The 16,021-nt window shown below is 44.6% G+C and carries 14 protein-coding genes and 2 tRNA genes; 9 read left to right on the top strand and 7 right to left on the bottom strand.

The window, feature by feature from the left end:
• Nucleotide 1: 1 nt before the first annotated feature.
• Both B0680_RS04565 and B0680_RS04570 read right to left on the bottom strand, forming a co-directional pair.
• Nucleotides 2–406, bottom strand: a complete 405-nt coding sequence (locus B0680_RS04565; RefSeq protein WP_078253880.1) for a hypothetical protein — start codon at nucleotides 404–406, stop codon at nucleotides 2–4.
• 176 nt (nucleotides 407–582) lie between these two features.
• Nucleotides 583–789 (bottom strand): cold-shock protein, encoded by a 207-nt coding sequence (locus B0680_RS04570; RefSeq protein ID WP_078253881.1) that lies wholly within the window; start codon nucleotides 787–789, stop codon nucleotides 583–585.
• Nucleotides 790–1,116: 327 nt separating this feature from the next.
• Here B0680_RS04570 and aroQ point away from each other — a divergent pair, with 327 nt between their 5' ends.
• Together aroQ and B0680_RS04580 are read left to right on the top strand one after the other, a co-directional pair.
• Nucleotides 1,117–1,578 carry a type II 3-dehydroquinate dehydratase gene (gene aroQ / locus B0680_RS04575; protein WP_078253882.1) on the top strand — a complete coding sequence of 154 codons (462 nt, stop codon included), beginning with the start codon at nucleotides 1,117–1,119 and terminating at the stop codon, nucleotides 1,576–1,578.
• On the top strand, nucleotides 1,571–1,870 hold the full coding sequence (locus tag B0680_RS04580) for a TfoX/Sxy family protein (RefSeq protein ID WP_078253883.1): 300 nt from the start codon (nucleotides 1,571–1,573) through the stop codon (nucleotides 1,868–1,870). Before aroQ ends, B0680_RS04580 begins: the two co-directional genes overlap by 8 nt.
• A gap of 90 nt (nucleotides 1,871–1,960) precedes the next feature.
• Here B0680_RS04580 and ttcA read toward each other — a convergent pair whose 3' ends face one another.
• The 3 genes from ttcA to B0680_RS04595 all read right to left on the bottom strand — a co-directional run bounded on the left by ttcA (nucleotide 1,961) and on the right by B0680_RS04595 (nucleotide 7,228).
• On the bottom strand, nucleotides 1,961–3,046 hold the full coding sequence (ttcA, locus tag B0680_RS04585) for a tRNA 2-thiocytidine(32) synthetase TtcA (protein WP_078253884.1): 1,086 nt from the start codon (nucleotides 3,044–3,046) through the stop codon (nucleotides 1,961–1,963).
• Between the two features lie 55 nt (nucleotides 3,047–3,101).
• Complete coding sequence (gene rlmKL / locus B0680_RS04590; RefSeq protein WP_143821348.1) at nucleotides 3,102–5,894, bottom strand: bifunctional 23S rRNA (guanine(2069)-N(7))-methyltransferase RlmK/23S rRNA (guanine(2445)-N(2))-methyltransferase RlmL; 2,793 nt, start codon at nucleotides 5,892–5,894, stop codon at nucleotides 3,102–3,104.
• Nucleotides 5,895–6,076: 182 nt separating this feature from the next.
• The gene (locus B0680_RS04595) at nucleotides 6,077–7,228 is read right to left on the bottom strand and encodes a mechanosensitive ion channel family protein (protein WP_078253885.1); all 1,152 of its coding nucleotides are present in this window, start codon (nucleotides 7,226–7,228) and stop codon (nucleotides 6,077–6,079) included.
• 314 nt (nucleotides 7,229–7,542) lie between these two features.
• Here B0680_RS04595 and B0680_RS04605 point away from each other — a divergent pair, with 314 nt between their 5' ends.
• The gene (locus tag B0680_RS04605) at nucleotides 7,543–8,451 is read left to right on the top strand and encodes a lysine exporter LysO family protein (RefSeq protein ID WP_078253887.1); all 909 of its coding nucleotides are present in this window, start codon (nucleotides 7,543–7,545) and stop codon (nucleotides 8,449–8,451) included.
• A gap of 41 nt (nucleotides 8,452–8,492) precedes the next feature.
• Here the strand turns inward: B0680_RS04605 and B0680_RS04610 are convergent, their stop codons facing one another.
• Both B0680_RS04610 and mnmG read right to left on the bottom strand, forming a co-directional pair.
• Entirely contained in the window at nucleotides 8,493–9,449 is a 957-nt protein-coding gene (locus tag B0680_RS04610) for an AEC family transporter (RefSeq protein WP_078253888.1), read from the bottom strand.
• A gap of 79 nt (nucleotides 9,450–9,528) precedes the next feature.
• Nucleotides 9,529–11,427, bottom strand: coding sequence for a tRNA uridine-5-carboxymethylaminomethyl(34) synthesis enzyme MnmG (gene mnmG / locus B0680_RS04615; RefSeq protein WP_078253889.1), 1,899 nt, complete (start codon nucleotides 11,425–11,427; stop codon nucleotides 9,529–9,531).
• Between the two features lie 429 nt (nucleotides 11,428–11,856).
• Between mnmG and B0680_RS04620 the strand changes: the two genes are divergently transcribed.
• The 6 genes from B0680_RS04620 (at nucleotide 11,857) to B0680_RS04645 (ending at nucleotide 16,008) form a co-directional block, all read left to right on the top strand.
• Nucleotides 11,857–11,932: transfer RNA gene (locus B0680_RS04620), tRNA-Val, on the top strand.
• Between the two features lie 4 nt (nucleotides 11,933–11,936).
• A tRNA-Asp gene (locus B0680_RS04625) sits at nucleotides 11,937–12,013 on the top strand.
• Nucleotides 12,014–12,141: 128 nt separating this feature from the next.
• On the top strand, nucleotides 12,142–13,380 hold the full coding sequence (gene alr, locus B0680_RS04630) for an alanine racemase (RefSeq protein ID WP_078253890.1): 1,239 nt from the start codon (nucleotides 12,142–12,144) through the stop codon (nucleotides 13,378–13,380).
• A 53-nt stretch (nucleotides 13,381–13,433) separates the two neighbouring features.
• The gene (locus B0680_RS04635) at nucleotides 13,434–14,345 is read left to right on the top strand and encodes a bestrophin family protein (protein WP_078253891.1); all 912 of its coding nucleotides are present in this window, start codon (nucleotides 13,434–13,436) and stop codon (nucleotides 14,343–14,345) included.
• Between the two features lie 60 nt (nucleotides 14,346–14,405).
• A complete protein-coding gene (locus B0680_RS04640; protein ID WP_078253892.1) occupies nucleotides 14,406–15,305 on the top strand; it encodes a glycosyltransferase family A protein in 900 nt (299 codons plus the stop codon).
• 79 nt (nucleotides 15,306–15,384) lie between these two features.
• On the top strand, nucleotides 15,385–16,008 hold the full coding sequence (locus tag B0680_RS04645) for an anthranilate synthase component II (RefSeq protein ID WP_078253893.1): 624 nt from the start codon (nucleotides 15,385–15,387) through the stop codon (nucleotides 16,006–16,008).
• Nucleotides 16,009–16,021 lie beyond the last annotated feature (13 nt).

A 16,021-nucleotide genomic window follows, 5' to 3' on the forward strand; every position in this document is an offset into this window, starting at 1 on the left:
ATTATTTGCTCAATTGTTCAACACAAGAATAAAACGTCGCATTGCCAACATTATCAACATATTTGGCTTTTTCTTCGTCAGTTTTTAGAATATCGCCTTGATAAATGTCAGTAACGGCTGCTTGCCAGTATTTGACGATATCACCAGCCACTTGAGCATTGCCAATCATTTTTTCAAGTTCAGGGGCAAAGCTGTTGATATCAGCCAAAGTCGCCGATTTATCAACGCCCGATTGGTGCATGGTGGCAATCATCGCCGTACCCATCGCAGTTGTATCACAGATAGCGGCAATCACTTGCTGCTCTTCGGTCAGCTCTGGTTGCGTCGTAGCGGTGGTATTTGCTTGAGCCAGTCCGGCGATGCCAAGTACAGTGGTTGCCAAAAGTGTTTTTAGAGTAGTTTTCATAAAATTTGCTCATCATTATATAAGGATAACTACCATCAGCAGATGGTTGCTTTTGCCATTATCGCACATTGCCATACATTTGCAAAGCAGGTTTTGTATCTAGCTATATCTAGCTATATCTAGCTATACAAAACAAAAACTCGCCAATCATGACGAGTTTTTTGGTTTTTTGATGATTATAGTTTCACCACTTCTTCGGCTTGTAGTCCTTTTTCGCCTTCAGTCACCACAAATTCCACCGGCTGACCTTCTTTGAGTGAGCGATAGCCTTCACTTTGAATGGCACGAAAATGCACAAACACATCTTCACCTGTGGCACGCTGAATAAAGCCAAAACCCTTGGCATCATTGAACCATTTGACGGTACCTTGTTCTTTCGACATGATAATTTCCTTATGAGCATACACCGATTTTTCTGTGAACGATGTACAATTTTAAAGCGATGGCAACTTACTAAAGGTTCACAATCCTTAGTGTTTGCTTGGGATTCCTAGCGTACAAGGTGCCACTGTTACAACTTAACGGCAAAAAAACCATTGGTGCTATCATACCTTGTTTACAAAACTAATACAAGTTTTTACGGATAAAAATAATCACCATTTAGTTGATGAATAATGCATTTTTTGCAAACTTTTAGCACTCATAAAAATTATTAATGAAAACTTGGCAAAAATCCACTAAAATAACCCAAACCCACTAAGGAATTAATCATGAGCACCAAAAAAATCGCACTCATTAACGGCCCAAACTTACACCTACTTGGCAAGCGTGAACCGCACATTTATGGCGCAACCACGCTACAAGATATTGAAGTACATCTAAGCAATCTAGCAAGTCAAGCAGGCATTGAACTGATTTGTTTTCAGTCCAACCACGAAGGTGCTATCGTGGATTTTGTCAGCGACATTGGGTTATTAAGCGATACACCCGTCGATGGCGTCATCATCAATCCCGCTGCCTTCACCCATACATCCGTCGCCATTCGTGATGCACTGTCAGCACTCAATAAGCCCTTTATCGAAGTGCATCTATCCAATGTCCATGCCCGTGAACCATTTCGTACACATTCGTATTTTTCGGACAAGGCGGTCGGGGTGATTTGCGGTCTGGGGGATATGGGTTATGAGATGGCGCTAGGTTGGTTTGTGAAATATTTCTCAACACATGAATGAGCTTGCTGAATATCTCATCGATGTGCTTAGCCCGTTGGGTAGACTTAGCGCACGGCGAATGTTTGGCGAGACTTGCCTGTTTGTCAATGGACAGATGTTCGCCATCATTAGTGCTGATGATGATATTTTTGTCAAGACGCATCATCTGACAGATGGCGACATACCCTTTACTTATCAGCGTCAAGGCAAAACCGTCGCCATGCGCTACATCAAGATTGACAATAGCCTGCTTGATGATGCTGATATGCTGATAAGCGTCATTCGTCAAAAGCTACACAATGAAAAAAGCTAGGTGATTGCCTAGCTTTTTCAATCAATACCACCTGATAGCTTAGTGAGATAACTTGGTAAAATAACTTAGTAAAATTGTAAAATCACCAAATCACAACAACGGATTAATCACAGGGATTTTGTTGTCTTTTTTATCATCTTCTTTGGCAAATTTAGGGTTAAAGGTCTGCACCAAAGGATTAATCGGCAAGCCCATTTTATCAAGCTCTTCAGTCACGCCCACCTGAATATTATCCCCTTCAAACAGCCTTTCATCATCATTACGCTCAAGGCTGAGATTCTCAAAGTCAAACAAATTGCGGTCAGCAAGCTGACTTGGTGCGACATTTTGTAGCGCTTTGAACATACTCGCTAGGCGTTTTGGATGCGTATGGTCCCATTCTCGTAGCATCTCATTAATCATCGCTCGTTGCAGATTTTCTTGGCTGCCACACAGATTGCATGGAATGATGGGGAATTTTTTGTAATTGGCGTATTTGATGATGTCTTTTTCGGCAACATAAGCAAGCGGACGAATCAGCACATTTTGTTTATCATCGCTTAATAGTTTGGGCGGCATGGCTTTTAGGCTGCCACCATGGAATAAATTTAGGAAAAAAGTTGCCAAAATATCATCACGATGATGGCCCAGTGCCACTTTGGTTGCACCAATTTGTTTAGCAAATCCATACAATGAACCACGACGCAGGCGAGAGCACGCTGAGCAGTAAGTCTTGCCTTCGGGTACGACTTGCTTGACGATGCTATATGTGTCTTTTTCTAGGATATAGTACGGGATGCCCTGTTCTGATAGGTATTTTGGCAGGACATCTTCAGGGAAGCCCGGTTGTTTTTGGTCAAGGTTTACTGCAACGACATCAAAATGAATCGGTGCGATACGCTTTAGGAATAATAAAATATCAAGCAAGGTAAAACTGTCTTTACCGCCTGAGATACATACCATCACCACATCGCCATCTTCAATCATCTTAAAGTCGCGAATCGCCCACGACACTTCTTTGCGTAGCTTTTTTTGTAGCTTTTTAAAACGGCTTGATTTGATACCATCATCAAATTCATGACGCTCATCATCAAGATTTTCTTCATCATCGACTTGGATAGAATTGTCTATACCTGTGAGCACATCGCTTAACTCTTGTTGTTCTTGGCGGTCAATTTCGTTTGTCTGATTTGTCATGTTTTACCTATTTTTCAATGCTTATTGTTTCAATACTTAATTTCGCTTAAATTTATCAATCTTTACGCTTAATGCGATAGCGTGATGTTGTTTGTGCGTCACCACTTGGCTTGTCATTGAGTTTTTGCGTCAAGCTTTGGGCAAGTCTCTCGCCATCGGCAAGCTTTGGATTGACATACACACGCTTGATGCTTGGCTTATCTACCGCTTGGGTTTTATCTGCCCTGCCAAATTGCTTGCTTTGTGATTTGCCAAAAGGTTTACCTTGCGCTGCTTTATTAGGCTTAACAAAATTGGGCTTATCAAGGTCTTTTTTGCCCGAATGCTTTTTATCGCCACGCTCAAAAGTTTTGCGGTCGCCTTTAGCAGACTTATCAAAAGGTTTAAAGGCTTTATCAAACGGCTTATCCGATGTTCTGCCTGATGACTTATCTAAAGATTTCGCAAATGGCTTTTTATCCGCTTTATCCGCTCTTTGATACGCTTGATTGCGGCCATTTGGCATATCATCGCCATCATGGACATCGACTTGCGCTGTCTTGATGGCATTTTTGTGACGGATTTCAAAGCTTTGATGGATTGGTTTTTTGATATCAAAATCAAAGCCGATAGTCTCATGCGTGATATTTTTGACATCATAGCGAGCCGTCAAGCTCTCATCCAGCTCAAAGCGAGTGTAGTTATTACTAAAATACAGCACGCCCCCTGCCGATAAGCGGTTCATCGCACGATTAATCAGCGCCACATGGTCACGCTGGACATCAAAAGTGCCTTTGAATTTTTTGGAATTTGAAAAGGTCGGCGGGTCAATAAAAATCACATCATATTGCTCGGTGTTGTTTTTAATCCATTCAAACGTATCTTCAGATATGAACTGATATTTTAGTTCATCTTCATGGATTGTATCGAGCACCAAGCCATTTAGGGCAAAGTTTTGTTTACCCCAATCCAAATAATTCCCCGACAAATCCACGCTGGTCACGCACTTAGCACCGCCAAGCGCTGCGTGCACACTTGCCGAGCAGGTATATGAAAACAGGTTCAGCACTCGCTTGCCACGACTTGCCGATTTGACAAGCCCGCGCATATTGCGATGGTCGATGAACAGCCCCGTGTCGAGATACTCGGTAAAATTAACATAAAAATATGCCCCATCTTCGGCTGCCACCCACATTTTTTTGCGCTTGGTGGTTTCGTTTTTGGTGTATTGTTCATTACCCGATTGGCGGGCACGAGTCTTGATAAAGATGGACTCACGAGCCACGCCAAACACTTCACGCACCGAATGTAGCACTAGATTAAATCGTGCTTTGGCGACATCGGCAGGAATTTGCTTGGGCGGTGCGTACTCTTGGACATGGATTTTGTCACCATAGACATCGATGGCGACATTGAAATTTGGCAAATCTGCATCATAGACACGCAGATTGGTTACGCCTTGTCTGACCGCTTGTTTTTTTAGATTGGCTAAATTTTTCTGCAGACGATTGATAAATTCTTGAGCATCATCAATCTGCACATCACGGCGTTCATAATCACGGATTAGACTTGGCAGTGGCGATAGGTTTAGCTTGCCATGACGAAAATACACCGTTAGTGCGCCGTTATGACAGCGTAAAGTATTCGGCTCGATGATTGGTAGCGTATCGGCGTGTTCGATGTGGCTAGCAAGCACCGCCATATACGCATCACTCACACCTGCTGTACGCAGTCCTGCACTCACCTGCAAACCCACACCGTGATACAACGGCTTGATAAAATCACTGTCGCCAAGTCGCTCGCCATACGGTGGATTGGTGATGACAAGTGGTTTTGTGGCAGTGATTTTCTCCAGCGCACCCGACAGCTGTGCGGCACTACGCTGCTCTAGCTGTACTTTGTGCAAAACTGGTGATAATCCTGACGCCATCAGATTCTTGTGGCACGCTTGCACCGCATGAGCATCAGCATCAAAGGCGATGACAGTTAAGTGGCTATTTTGTAATTTATCTAAATTATCATGGAATTGATTTTGGGCATTGGCGACCATCTCATCCCACAAGTCTTCATCATGATGTTGCCAACAATAAAAGCCAAATTCATCACTAGCCTTATCCAATCCCACCGGATAATTGGCACGCATGAGCAGCGCTTCGGTGATGAATGTACCCGAGCCACACATCGGGTCGATGATGGCATCAAACGCACTCTTGTGCCAACCACATTCATACAGCAGCGCCGATGCCAAGTTTTCTTTTAGGGGTGCGGCGGTATTGGCGACACGATAGCCACGGCGATGTAGGCTAGTACCTGATAAATCAAGGAATAGTTCGGCAAATTTATTATTCGCCGCTGCAAAAATCTGAAAGTCAGGCGACTTGGCATCAACATCTGGGCGTGCGCCAAAAGCACGGTTAAAGGTATCAGCAATCGCATCTTTGATACGCAAGGTGGCAAACTGCTGATTGACCGTCAGACGCTTATCGGTACTTAGGCGAATGGCAAATCGATGCTCAAGCCCAAACAGCTTAGTCCAGTCGATACGAGCGGTGAACTGATACAGGGCTTCTGGCACATCTTCGTTCAGCACTTCTACGCCATTATCAATTTTTTGTTTAAAATGATATTCACCAAGTGGCAACAGTACGCGGCTTGCCACACGGCTAAATAAGCAGATATGATACAGCTTAGCCAAATTCAGCGACACCAGCACACGCCCTGCACGCAGGATTTGTGGCGCAAGTCCAAAGCTATCAAGCTCAATCACGAGCGCCTGTTCCAAGCCATCGGCACAAGTGATGACACCATGAAAGTCATCAGCATTAAAATTCGCCAAATCAGCAAAATAAGTCGGGGTGTGCGTGGTCATACTATCCAATCAATTACAAGAATAAAAGCTGATTATTATAGCATATATCATCGCCAAAATCCTGCACATCCGTTAAGAAAATAAAACCGCTTTTGGTCACACATAGACACAAAAGCGGTTAAAGCATCATGGATTGATAATGTCTTTGGATGATGCTTTGGGTAGTATCTTAGGTAGCATCTTTAGACAGCGTCTGATGACTTCTGAATAATCACTTTTTTAACATCATCCGCCCCATCATCAAGAATCAGCTTCATATACGGATAAGGCACTTCAACGCCTGCATCATCCAGTGCTCGTTTGATTTTTTCGTTGATATTTTCTTTAATCACAGGGATGCGAGCCACCGATAATGGCGCAACCCAAAAACGCACGATGATATTAATCCCAGACTCACCAATGCCATCGACGGTGGCAATCGGCGCAGGGTGTTTGAGGACGACTTCATCTTTTTGGAGCGTCTTAATAATCGCACTGCGAGCTTTGGTAATATCGGCGTGTAGCCCGATACGAGTTTTGACATCAAAGCGAATCATCTTTTTGGATGTCAAATTCACCACTTCAGACGATGCGACCGCTGAGTTTGGGATAATAATGATGATATTATCACGGTCAAGGATTTGGGTCGCTCGCAGTGAAATCTTGACCACACGCCCTTCTTTATCGCCCAAGCGAATCCAGTCCCCCACCTGAAACGACTGCTCCACCAAAATCACAATACCTGCGATAAAGTTCGCCAAAGTGCTTTGGGATGCCCAGCCCACCGCAAGACCTGCGATACCCAGACCTGCGACGATGGAGAAAATATCAAAGCCAAATTTTGCCATCACGGTGGCAAATGCCAAGACCAAAATCAGCACGAGTAGCAAGTTTTTGAGCAGTTGTTCAATCGATGCATTCAAATCATAGTGCTTAAGCACGCTACTGACCATCTGCCCACTCACCGCCCACAGCACATAATAAAAGCCCGCCCAAGTTGCCGCTTTGGCAGTTGCCTTGACCAAATCTGCCTGAATACCAATCTGCGACATCACCGCAATCAGACTGGTCATAAACCACAGATAACGCAAAGTCGCACGGGCAATGCGTGCATAACGATGCGATAAATTAAAAATCTTGCGGACTGACTTGACCAGATAGACAAGTAGCCAATAAATAAAGCCAATCACCACAAGCAAAATGACAATCTTGATGCCTGTGCCCAAAAAAGACAAACCAAGCTTTGACCAGTTTAGCGTCTGGTCATCCAATGACCCACCCAATAGCCAATAGATATTGTGATATAATTCCCTTAAGATTTTTTCAAAAAACTGAGTAATGTCAGACGCATTCATAATCGTGGCATCTTATTGAATTGATGAATAAATAACAAAAATACACTCATTATTTTAACAAATTAATTGGCAAGCACCAATGATAAACTGTTTAATTTTGCTTGTTTTTTGCAAATTTTTCATCATCACCAGTTTTATCGCATTAAATCATCACTTTATCCCAAGTTTTATTTATATTTATCTTATGAACTTCTTATCAATTACCCTTGCTATTTTGATGCGTTTTGGCAAAATGACGAAACAATGTTACAATAGCCATCTTTATCATTATACTCAATCCATTTGACCATTCATCACTCAACTAAGGCATCCACATGGAAGGCATTATCACCCTATTACTCATCCTAAGCCCGATGTTTATTGGCTTTGCTCTGCCGACCAACACCGCATGGGTAAAAAAAGCCGAAACCGCACTGTCTTATTTGGTCTATATCCTGCTCATCGTCATCGGCATTGAGCTTGGTCTGGTCGAAAATCTACACCAAAAACTCGGCGCAATCGCCGTCTATCTATCCACTTTGATGGCACTGACCATCAGCTTTGGCTTGGTGTCACTCATGGTTTTTGACCGTATTTCGCCGTGTCAATATCGTGAACAAGGCACAGGCGGCACAAAGCCAAAGGTCAGCATTCGTGGTAGCTTGGTGCAGTTATTTTGCTTGGCGGTGGGCTTTGTGTTAGCACAGCTTCTACCACCCGAATTATTGCCCCATGACAAGACTACGACGGTGCTACTGATGGCACTGCTGTTTTTGGTGGGTATTTCGCTCAAAGGCTCGGGCATTAGCCTGCGTGAAGCCATGCTAAATAAACGGGGCTTACAAATCAGCCTTGTGTTTATGGCATTTACACTATTAAGCGGTGTCGTCTATGCGCTGATTTTTGATGATGTTTCCATCACCAAAGGCTTGGCATTGGCATCAGGCTTTGGTTGGTATTCGCTCTCTGGTACAATTATGACTGATGCTTATGGTGCAGTTTGGGGCAGTGTGGCACTGCTCAATGACCTTGGGCGAGAAGTGATTGCACTGATTTTTATCCCGATGGTGATGCGTTATTCGTCATCATCAGCGATTGGTCTTGGGGGTGTGACAAGCCTTGATTTTACCCTACCGACCATCATCCAATCAGGCGGCACTAAGATTATGCCACTGGTGATTAGCTTTGGTTTTATTACCAATGTCGTCTCGCCTGTGCTGATGGTGTTGTTTAGTTCGTTTTAATGATGGTGGTGTGATTTATCATAGGTTGGCACGTCTATCAATCACACCAAGCCCATAATCCGTAGCATCGCCATACCAACCGCCATACCAAGCATACTCATCACAGTGGTAAAGCCCAAGATATTGGCAGCCAGCACATCATTACCACCCATTGCCTTTGCCATCACATAGCTTGCTGCCGCTGCAGGGCTTGCCACCATCAAAAACAGCACGCCCATCTCAATCGGCGCAAGGCTGAATGCCAATCCAAATGCCACCGCCATGAGTGGCGCAACCACAATCCGCCCAATGCTCGCCTGCATCGATACCCCTGATAATGACAGCATGGATTTGACATTGAGTGTCGCACCTGCGCAGATGAGCGCCAACGGCAAAGCAACAGCGCCGAGTAGCTCACCAGTTTTATAGGCGAATTTTGGCAACTCAGGCAATGCCAATGCCTTGTAGCCAAATGCAGAAACCAGAGCGATAATTAAGGGATTTTTGATAATATGCAGTAGTACATCTTTAGCTTGATGGACAAATCCACCACCACTTTGCATCGTGCGTGATAGCGTAATCACCGCCAAAATATTATACACGATGGTCAGCATGCCCATATACACTGCACCGATACCAAGCCCTTCGTTGCCATAGGCGTTTGACACCACTGCCAGCGACATAATCGCCATATTGGAGCGAAACACCCCTTGCACGAACACCCCTTTATCCGCCACATCCTTGACCAAAAACTTGGCATACAGTTCAGCCAAGATAAACAATGCAAAAGTACACGCAAGCCCTGCGGTCAACAGATTAACCTGCTTGGCATAATCCACATCGCTTTTTATCACACTAAAAAACAACAAGCATGGTAAGCAATAACTAAACACCATTTTTGATGCTACTTCAATAAAGCCTGGATTGATGACACTGCGTTTTTGCATCATAAAGCCAAGCCCCATCAAGATCAGGTTGGGCAGGGTAATCGAAATCGCAAATACAATGGCGTCAAGCATGATGCATTCTCCTATTATTTATTAATTTTTTTGGATAATTGCTTGCAAACAAAAGGGCTGACATATCAGCCCCAGAGAATTAGGATAAGATCTCTTGTTGTTTTTTGAGTTTTTTAATTGTCATGGCAAGTAGGCTCACCGCCGCAGGTGTCACCCCACTGATGCGAGATGCTTGGGCAAGTGTCGCCGGTCGCACTTGGCTTAGCTTTTGGACGATTTCATTGGACAAGCCTGACACAGTCGTATAGTCAAAATCCATCGGCAGTGGCGTATTTTCAAGGCGTTTCATCTGCTCGATTTCGTCATTTTGGCGGTCGATATAGCCTGCGTATTTCACAGCAATCTCAATCTGTTCGCCCACTTCAGGACTTGCCGTACTATCGGCGACTTTGGCAATATCACCAAAGCTGATGTTTGGACGCTTGAGCAAATCAAGCAAGGTATTTTCTTTGGTCAAAACTTCATCAGTATTAGCCATAAATGCCTTGCCGATGGCGTTGTTTGGCGTTGCCCAAATCTCTTGTAGGCGTGCACTTTCTGATGCGATGGCATCCATTTTTTGATTAAATTTCGCCCAGCGTTCATCATCAATCAAGCCAAGCTTGCGACCGATGGCGGTCAGACGCTGGTCGGCATTATCTTCACGCAGTAGCAAGCGATGCTCGGCACGGCTGGTGAACATACGATACGGCTCTTTGGTGCCATGCGTAATCAAATCATCAACCAGTACGCCAAGATAGGCTTCATTACGCTTAGGCGTCCAAAACTCTTTATCCTGACTGGATAAAGCAGCATTAATCCCTGCGAGCAGCCCCTGTGCTGCCGCTTCTTCATAGCCTGTCGTGCCGTTGATTTGCCCTGCAAAATACAGCTGTTCGATGGATTTGGTTTCTAAGGTTGGCTTAAGATTTTGTGGGTCAAAATAATCATACTCGATGGCGTAGCCGGGGCGTGTGATGTGTGCATTTTCTAGCCCTTTCATACTATGGATAAAGGCAACTTGCACATCAAACGGTAGGCTTGTTGAGATACCATTTGGGTATAGCTCATGCGTGGTCAAGCCTTCAGGTTCAATAAAAATCTGATGGCTGTCTTTATCGGCAAAGCGATGAATTTTATCTTCAATCGATGGGCAATAGCGTGGGCCGACGCCTTCGATTTTACCGCTGAACATCGGACTGCGGTCGAGATTTTCACGGATGATGTCATGCGTGCGTTCATTGGTGTGGGTGATATAGCAGTTCACTTGGGTTGGGTGCATGGACACATCACCCATATAGCTCATCACCGGCAGTGGCGTATCACCCGGCTGCACCGTCATCACACTAAAATCCACCGTACGAGCATCAATACGAGCAGGCGTACCTGTCTTTAGGCGACCCACAGGCAGCTTAAGTTCACGCAAGCGATCCGCTAAGCGAATGGCAGGCATATCCCCAGCACGGCCACCGCTTTGGTGCTCAAGCCCGACATGAATCACCCCGCCCAAAAATGTCCCCGAAGTCAGCACCACCGCATGGGTATCAAAGCGTACGCCCGTTGCTGTCACGACCGCCACTGCTTTGCCATTTTCGACGATGATATCATCGACAGGCTGTTGAAATAAGTCTAGGTTTGGCTGATTTTCGAGCGTATGACGGATTGCCGCCTTATATAAGATACGATCCGCTTGGGCACGGGTCGCACGCACTGCCGCCCCTTTTCGGCTGTTCAGCACGCGAAACTGAATGCCTGCTTTATCTGTCGCCAGCGCCATCGCACCGCCAAGCGCATCCACTTCACGTACCAGATGCGACTTGCCAATACCGCCAATGGCAGGGTTGCAGCTCATCTGACCCAGCGTTTCGATATTGTGGGTAATCAGCATGGTCGCTGCGCCCATACGAGCAGCTGCCAACGCCGCTTCGGTGCCTGCATGACCACCGCCGACGACGATGACATCATATTTTTTTGGATAAGTATAAGTGCTTTGGCTCATGGCTTGCTCTGATGATCTTGGAATACTGTAAAAGATAGAAAAATGCGCTTATTTTAGCACAGTTTGGACGATTTTAGCAGTGCTTATGCGGTCAATTGGCGACTACCCATCAGATTTGGGATCGATGACTGATGATACTATTGTAAGATTCGTGCATTTTTTACCAAACAGATTGACTGACCTTTTATAGGATACACACCACCCCATGAATGTTGTATAATTTTATATGTTAAAAATCAAATACTTATAAACTTTATCACAAAATTATCAAATTTTTGCCAAAAAATGTTTGACACCTGTGTAAATTTCTATATAATACGCACCACAACGAACGAACACAGCAACACAATCTAGCGTGTTCAGTTCAAAACTTAAAATGTGATACCTTGACACAGTATCAGTTTTCCAAATGATGGAAAAGACATTTTAGGGTGGTTAGCTCAGTTGGTAGAGCATCTGCCTTACAAGCAGAGGGTCAGCGGTTCGATCCCGTTACCACCCACCACTATGCAGCGGTAGTTCAGTTGGTTAGAATACCGGCCTGTCACGCCGGGGGTCGCGGGTTCGAGCCCCGTCCGCTGCGCCACTATTCGAAAATCTCAAGTATCATGCTTGAGATTTTTTTATTTGTCCAAAAAAACTTGCACCATCATCTTTATCCCTTATAAATTTTCGTATAGAATAGCAATTTTAACGCAACAAAAGGGAATGATGATGAAACACAGCAGGCTCACACTTGCCATCTTGGCAAGCCTAGCCATCGGCACTGCAAGCACCGCTCAAGCCGCTCCGCTACTACACACACATGGCGATTACAGCTTTGCCAATCACAGCAAGGCAAATGCTTATCTTGAGATTGATGTCAAAGCCTTTGAAGACAACATTACTCGCCTACAAAAGACACTCAAAGACAGCACCAAAATCTGTGCCATCATGAAAGCAGATGCCTATGGCAACGGCATTGATTTGTTGATGCCAAGTATCATTAAGCTTGGCGTGCCTTGCATCGGCATTGCAAGCAACGAAGAAGCTCGTGTGGCTCGTGCACATGGCTACAAAGGCATCATCATGCGTGTACGCCTAGCAGATGCTGGTGAAGTTGAATCTGCGCTTGATTACGACATCACCGAGCTGACCGGTAGCCTTAGCCACGCCCTAAGCCTAAATGACATCGCCCAAAAACACGGCAAAACCATCAATTATCATCTAGCACTAAACTCTGGCAGTATGGACCGCAATGGTATCGATGTCAGTACCGATAGTGGCAAAATTGACGCCTTTGCCATCACCAAGCTCTCCCACATTAACATCACAGGCATCATGACACATTATGCCAATGAAGATACCGAGTTTGTACAAGCGCGCCTTGCCGTGTTCAATGAGCAAGCGGACTGGCTAATCAAGACTGCCAAGCTTGATCGCAACAAACTTACCCTGCACACCGCCAACTCATTTGCCACCATCAGCGTGCCTGAGAGTCATCTGGACATGGTGCGCCCCGGCGGCTTGATTTATGGCGATACCATCGATGCCAAGCCTGCTTATAAGCCAATTATGAGCTTTAAGACCAAAGTGGCGTCCGTGCAGTTTTACCCTGCGGGTACGACCGTCGGCTATGATGGCACACATACACTGACCCGTGATTCATATTTGGCAAACCTACCATTTGGCTACTCTGATGGCTATCGCCGAGCCTTTACCAATAAAGGTACAGTGCTGATTGGCGGTGAACGCGCACCTGTAGTTGGCAAGGTATCGATGAATACCACGATGGTCGATGTGACGGATATTGTCGCCAAAAAAGGTATCAATATCGGTGATGAAGTTGTCATCTATGGCGCACAAGGCGATGCTCGCATCACGCAAGCCGAAATCGAAGACATTAATGGCGCACTACTGGCTGACCTTTATACCATTTGGGGCAATTCAAATCCCAAAGTCATCAAGCCATAAAGTATGCACCTTGTCATTTATCCTGATAAATAGCTAATCATTAGGAATTTGCGATGATCGTCCGAGATAAATCCAATAGTTTAAAGCTATTGTTCGTGTGGCATGGCACGGTACTGCCCAAAGTCTTACCCACCATCTTGGGCATCATGTCGTTATCGATGGTTGCTTGGGCGTTATCGCATTTTCAATTATATTCGGTAACCAGCGTTCCAGCGGTAGGATTTACCCTGTTTGGCGTGGTGATCTCGATTTTTCTTGGCTTTCGCAACAATGCCTGTTATGACCGCTGGTGGGAAGGTCGTAAGCTATGGGGTGCACTGATTGCCAATACTCGTCACCTAAGCCGTGATAGTCACTTTTTGTCCAGTCATGAGCGTGAAGTGCTATTGATGGATATGCTACTGTTTGTTGCGCTACTGCGAGATCGACTGCGGGGACAGCCTATCTGCCGAGCGCAGTTTGGTTATCGTCATATCGATAATGCACGACTTGATGCCCTTGATCTAGAAATCAACGCGCCACAACGAGTGCTTGAAACCATGCAAAAACAGCTGATTGATGCCGTCAATCAAGGCAAAATCAGTGATATCATTTACATGAGCATCCAAAAGCACCTGATCGAGATGGGTAATATCCAAGCAGGCTGCGATCGTATTGTCAGCACGCCTTTGCCTTTGCCTTATTCAGTGCTACTACATCGTGCGGTATTTTGTTTTTGCTGGATGTTGCCTTTTGGGCTTGAATCGTTCATGGGGATTTGGACGCCATTTTTAGTGGGGTTTATGTCTTATTTGCTACTTGGGCTTGATGAGTTAAGCCGTCAGCTTGAAGAACCATTCGGTAGCGATGATCATGATCTACCCTTGGATACCATCGTGCGACTGATCGAGCGAGAAACCTTATCATTACTGGGTCAGCCATTGCCAGAAACCTGGCAAGCAGATCGACATTATAATTATTCTTAACTTGATTGAGATGACGAATTTTATTAAGATATTTCTAAATTTTTATTATATGAATCTATTATGACTACCACGCCAACAGTCGCCGTGATCACATCAACCATCGGTCGCTCATCACTGCTTGATACCATTGATTGTATCAAAAAACAAAGCTACCCTTGTCGCCACTATGTTTTTGTGGATGGTGAGCAACATCATCAAGCAGTCAAAAAGATGGTCAAAGCACATCCTGAAATTGTCGTCACTTATCTGCCTGTCAGCACGGGTGCAACAGGTTTATATAATTCCGCCATCAATGCTATCGCACCATTTATCGCCACCGAAGATATTATTTGCTTTTTGGATGATGATAACACCGTCACCACCAACCATGTTGAACAATTTGCAACCAATTTTAGTCGTTATAAAATTGATTACGCCTACTCATTGAGAAATTTTTACCTTGCAGAAGATAAGCTAACCTTTGCTGATAATTTGGACTCTTTGGGTTTTTGGATTAGTCCCTCTCAGATTGTTCTAGATGCACATTTTGAACTCAATGGCAAGATTTACCGCAATCAAATCGCTCAAATAAGAAATAACCCAGCACTCATTGATGTAAATTGCATGGCACTAAAGCGTGAATTAGCACAGCAACTTGCAAGTACTTGGATGCAGACTGGCTATGGCAATGATCGCAACATCACACAAGCACTTCTGAGCAACTCAGAGGTTATAACGGGCTTATGCACAAGTATAAGAACTGTAAATTATACTATGCACTTTGATAATTTTGTACAGCCGCCCCAAGAAGTCTATAACCAACTAGATGCCAAAACCAATAAGGATAAAAACATTATCAGAAAGCAACTTTTCTTGCAGTATATGGAATACATTGATCGTATTGGCCAAGACTGTCGCCCGTGGGAAACTCCTACAATTTTCAAGAATGGTCAATTATACACACATTTTGACGACGCATAATCGTTTGACCCATCACAAAAAAATGGTACAATAACATAATTTTGCCCGCAAGGGATGTCTTACCTTAAGGATAATCAGCATGATTCTCATGATCGACAACTATTGCAGTTTTACTTATAATATTGTTCAATATTTTGGAGAACTTAAGCAAGACATCACCGTTTGGCGTAATAACGAAACCACACTTGATGAGATTATTGCACTTGCCCCAAAAGCCATCGTACTTGGCCCTGGTCCATGTAGTCCAACCGAAGCTGGCGTGACGCTTGAGATTCTTGAGAAGCTCTCTGGTCAAATCCCTATCTTAGGCGTGTGTCTTGGTCATCAAGCCATCGGTCAAGCCTTTGGTGGTCAAGTGGTACGAGCCGGCGAAGTGATGCACGGCAGACTTTCCAAGATTCATCACACTGCCCAAGGCGTGTTTGCAAACTTGCCAAATCCATTCACCGCCACCCGCTATCATTCATTGGTGATTGATAAAAATACCTTACCTGAGTGTTTAGAGATTACTGCTTGGACAACTCATGATGATGGCAGTATGCAAGAAATCATGGGTGTACGCCACAAGACGCTCGATGTCGAAGGCGTGCAATTTCACCCCGAATCCATCCTAAGCGAACATGGCTATCAGCTGTTTAATAATTTTCTAAAACGCTGTGGGCTGGCTGTGCTTGATGATGACAAACTCCCTGAAGTTGCCTAATTGACAAACCCTT

It is taken from the genome of Moraxella pluranimalium, from assembly GCF_002014825.1.
GTDB classification, from domain to species: domain Bacteria; phylum Pseudomonadota; class Gammaproteobacteria; order Pseudomonadales; family Moraxellaceae; genus Moraxella; species Moraxella pluranimalium.

Coding starts and splice junctions, on each gene's coding strand:
- B0680_RS04565 (WP_078253880.1), bottom strand. CDS start 406: ATGAAAACTACTCTAAAAACACTTTTGGCAACCACTGTACTTGGCATC.
- B0680_RS04570 (WP_078253881.1), bottom strand. CDS start 789: ATGTCGAAAGAACAAGGTACCGTCAAATGGTTCAATGATGCCAAGGGT.
- aroQ (WP_078253882.1), top strand. CDS start 1,117: ATGAGCACCAAAAAAATCGCACTCATTAACGGCCCAAACTTACACCTA.
- B0680_RS04580 (WP_078253883.1), top strand. CDS start 1,571: ATGAATGAGCTTGCTGAATATCTCATCGATGTGCTTAGCCCGTTGGGT.
- ttcA (WP_078253884.1), bottom strand. CDS start 3,046: ATGACAAATCAGACAAACGAAATTGACCGCCAAGAACAACAAGAGTTA.
- rlmKL (WP_143821348.1), bottom strand. CDS start 5,894: ATGACCACGCACACCCCGACTTATTTTGCTGATTTGGCGAATTTTAAT.
- B0680_RS04595 (WP_078253885.1), bottom strand. CDS start 7,228: ATGAATGCGTCTGACATTACTCAGTTTTTTGAAAAAATCTTAAGGGAA.
- B0680_RS04605 (WP_078253887.1), top strand. CDS start 7,543: ATGGAAGGCATTATCACCCTATTACTCATCCTAAGCCCGATGTTTATT.
- B0680_RS04610 (WP_078253888.1), bottom strand. CDS start 9,449: ATGCTTGACGCCATTGTATTTGCGATTTCGATTACCCTGCCCAACCTG.
- mnmG (WP_078253889.1), bottom strand. CDS start 11,427: ATGAGCCAAAGCACTTATACTTATCCAAAAAAATATGATGTCATCGTC.
- alr (WP_078253890.1), top strand. CDS start 12,142: ATGAAACACAGCAGGCTCACACTTGCCATCTTGGCAAGCCTAGCCATC.
- B0680_RS04635 (WP_078253891.1), top strand. CDS start 13,434: ATGATCGTCCGAGATAAATCCAATAGTTTAAAGCTATTGTTCGTGTGG.
- B0680_RS04640 (WP_078253892.1), top strand. CDS start 14,406: ATGACTACCACGCCAACAGTCGCCGTGATCACATCAACCATCGGTCGC.
- B0680_RS04645 (WP_078253893.1), top strand. CDS start 15,385: ATGATTCTCATGATCGACAACTATTGCAGTTTTACTTATAATATTGTT.